This is a genomic window from Streptomyces sp. YS-3 (genome assembly GCF_045257485.1).
GTDB lineage: Bacteria > Actinomycetota > Actinomycetes > Streptomycetales > Streptomycetaceae > Streptomyces.
This window is the reverse complement of the sequence record NZ_JBJHPC010000725.1, coordinates 1-3,091: the sequence shown is the minus strand read 5'-3', so window position 1 is coordinate 3,091 and position 3,091 is coordinate 1. Positions and strand designations below refer to the sequence as shown.

At 73.3% G+C, this 3,091-nt stretch carries 2 protein-coding genes; both read right to left on the bottom strand.

Features of this window, described 5'->3' with window-relative positions; genetic code table 11:
* On the bottom strand, positions 1-872 hold an 872-nt coding region (locus ACJA3G_RS33890), incomplete at its 3' end, for a BTAD domain-containing putative transcriptional regulator (protein WP_406556867.1).
* A gap of 415 nt (positions 873-1,287) precedes the next feature.
* On the bottom strand, positions 1,288-3,091 hold a 1,804-nt coding region (locus ACJA3G_RS33885; RefSeq protein ID WP_406556866.1), incomplete at its 5' end, for an alpha/beta fold hydrolase.

The following is a 3,091-nucleotide window of genomic DNA, read 5'->3' as shown; positions in this document are numbered from 1 at the left end:
GGGGCGCTGGGAGCCGGGTGGGGGCGGGCCTTCCCCCGTCGCCGGGTCAGGACAGCCGTCAGCTCGGCCACCAGCTCGTCACGGCCCGTGAAATGGGCCGGCCCGGGCGGCAACTGGGCCGGTGCGGGCAGCTTCGCGCGCGGGGTGGGCTCCCGCAGGATCTCGCGGTGCGCCTCCTGGACGGCGGGTCCCGGGTCGACGCCCAGCTCTTCCACCAGAGTGCGCCGCAGCCGCTGGTGCACGGCGAGTGCCTCCGCCTGCCGTCCCGTGCGGTGCAGCACAAGCATCAGCTGCCGGTGAAAGGCCTCACGCAGCGGGAACTGCCCGGTCAGGGCAGCCAGTTCCGGCCCGATCCGCTCATGGCGGCCGAGCCGCAGCTCCGCCTCGTACTTCCCCTCCAGGACGAGCAGTCGCGTCTCCCCGAGTCGTTGGACGAGGGCGGGCTCGCCGTCCTCCGGGTCGTAGAGCCCGCTGAGCGGGGCGCCGCGCCACAGCGCGAGGGCGGCGGCGGTCTCCTCGGCCACCACCGGCCAGTCGCCCCGGTTGTACGCGTCGAGCGCCGCGCGCGCGTGGACCTCGAACACCTGGATGTCGAGCTCGCCCGGGTCGACCCGCAGGACGTACCCCGGCGGCACGGCCCGTATCCGGTCCTCCGAGTCGAGCAGCCGTCGCAGCCGGGCCACGTGGTTGTGCAGGGAAGCGGTGGCGGAGGCGGGCGGTTCGTCGCCCCACAGCGCCAGCTTCAGATCGTCGATGGGGACGACCCGGCCAGGTCGCGTCAGAAGGGCGGCGAGCAGTGACCGGATCTTGCCGCTGCCTACGGGTGCGCCTTCCAGGATCAGCGGACCGAGCAGGCCGAATCGCACACACACCCCGAGCTCCACCGGTTCCCCCACTGCCCGTCCACCGGCTGCCCCGTCGACCGTTGGCCACATGTTAGCGATCTGTTGGTGAGCGCTGATTAGATCTTTCCATCGGATCCGGTCCGCCGGTGCTCAGTGGACAACCACACTCGGGGGAGTGTCGCCGTCGGAGCGGAACCGAAGGACAGAGAGGTCCTCGGGCATCCCAGGTGAATGCCCGGGGACCTCGTCCGTCTGCTTCCACCAGGACGCTTGTTCGCGGCTGGTGGCGTCGCCTGCGCGGCGCGGCGCCCACGCCCGCCGGACCACCGGACCGCAGGACCACCGGACCCGCCAGGGGAGCGGCGGTCTTCTGCTCCTAATACCCGCTCCTCAGGCGCACTCCTCAGACCCGCTGGTCAGACCCGCCGGTCAGACCCGCCGGTCAGACCCCTCCCGCCGCCCCGCTCGCCCCGTCGAGCAGCGACGCGATGTACTCCTCCAGCCGTCCGGCAAGCAGCTCGGGCGTCAGATCCGTACGCCCCAACTCCCGCCACGGACCCGCGACCTTCTCGGCGTCCGGCGCGTAGGCCAGCGCGTCCAGGAGCTGCCAGTGCAGCAGCCCGGTGCCCAGCCGTCCGCCCCCGGCGGTGTAGCGCGCCACGAACTCCCGCGCGGCCCCTGTCCCGTGCAGCAGCGCGAGCGCGGTCGAGCAGTGCGCCACGTCGAGCGCCGCCGGGCCCCACGACGTCTCCACCCAGTCCACGACCCCGCTGATCCGCAGCTCGTCGCCCGCGCCGCTGAACAGCACGTTCCCCGGGTGGAAGTCCCGGTGCAGGAAGCACCCCTCGTACGCGGGTGGGGGCTGCCGGATGACGTCGGTCGCCCGGCGCCAGAGGTCGGGCCGCGCGGTGTCCTGGGGGACGCGCACACGGTCGGCGGAGGTCCACGGCTCGTACTCCCTGGGCCGCTCGCCCTCCGCCACCCGGATGCGGTGGATGTCCAGCAACTGCCCCGCCAGCAGTGCGATCCGCCGTTCCAGATCGGCCTCGTCGACCCGGACCGCGCCCTCCAGGCGGGTCATCAGGAGCGAGGGATGGTCGCAGTACGCACCCTGTGGGTCGGCCGCCACGAGTATGGGCGCGGGCACGTCTGTCCCGGCCAAGAGCTGGAGCACCGCGGCCTCGCGCGCGAGGAGGCCCGCCGCGTGCCGCCGGTAGAAGGGCTTGGCGAAGGACCGCAGGACCAGCTCCCGCCGCGCTCCATCACCCTCCGGCCCCTCCGGCCCCTTCGATCCCTCCGTCTTCCCAGCTCTCCCCGTCCTCCCCGTCCACTCCGTACGAACCGCTCGCATCTGTGACGTCCAGCCGCCCCGCAGCGCCACCGCCTCCCGTACGCGCTCGCCCTCCGGGAGGTGCTTGTCCACCCATCGGCGGGTCAGCTCCCAGCCGTCCGCGCCCAGGTCGTCCAGGACCGCGTCCACGAAGCGACCGCGCTCGGCCGGGTGCTCCCTGAACCAGACCCCGAGGCGATGGTGCGCTCCCTCGTACACAAGGCGGGTGAAGCGGGACTCGTTCCCGGCGGCCAGCGCCTCGGTCACGGCCTCGGTGACGGCGTACGGAATGATCTCGTCCACCTCCGGCACGGCCAGGACCACCCGCGTGCGCAGCGCCCGGAAGACGTCCAGGGCGCGGGAGTCGCGCCAGCTGTCGGGCGTACGGAGGATCTCCGTGAAGCGCGAGACGGGCGCGTCGGGCGGCGTGCCGGGTGCTCCCGGCTCGGCCCCGAACGGTTCGGACCATGCCGCGTCCGCGTACACGGCGGGCGCGCACAGGCCGATCCCCGCGACCCGGGACCCGTAGTGCGCGGCCAGGTCGGCGACGGTGTGACCGCTCATGCTGAAGCCGGTCAGCACCAGACTGTGGCCGGGCGGGACATACGCGTCGATCGCCGCCCGCGCCTGCCGGAAACGGCGCTCCAGGCTCAGTTCCGCGAGCTTGCCGCTGGAGGCGCCGTGACCGGAGAAGTCGAGGGCGAGAACGCGGTGGCCACGGGCGCGGAAGTCCTCGCCCAGCTCGGCGAGCCGCGCCTTGTCGCCGGTGCCGGCGCCGTGCAGCAGGACGACCGTGACGGAGGGAATCACTCCGTCCGGCTCCGCCACCGCGCAGCTGATCCGCTCCCCGTCGAACTCCCCGATGAGTTCGCCGGGTTCGCCGTCGAACTCCCCCACCACGCCCGCCCCATGGGCC